1 pseudogene is annotated in these 228 nt (G+C 62.7%); it reads left to right on the forward strand.

Annotation, left to right across the window (positions count from 1 at the left end):
* A pseudogene (locus ACLJNW_RS29295) lies at nucleotides 1-228 on the forward strand (tRNA 2-thiocytidine(32) synthetase TtcA); the annotation flags it as partial.

A 228-nucleotide genomic window follows, 5' to 3' on the forward strand; every position in this document is an offset into this window, starting at 1 on the left:
TCGCGACGACATACTGGAGACCTTCGTCCTCCACATGGTCTACGGCGGCACCCTGAAGGCCATGCCGCCGAAGCTGCTGGCCGACGTCGGGCGCAACGTGGTGATCCGGCCGCTGGCCTATTGCAGCGAGAAGGACATCGAGGCCTATTCCCAGCTCAAGGAGTTTCCGATCATCCCCTGCAACCTCTGCGGTTCGCAGGAGAACCTGCAGCGCCAGGTGGTCAAGGA

The organism is Salmonella sp. SAL4457, from assembly GCF_046548235.1.
Lineage (GTDB): Bacteria > Pseudomonadota > Gammaproteobacteria > Enterobacterales > Enterobacteriaceae > Salmonella > Salmonella enterica.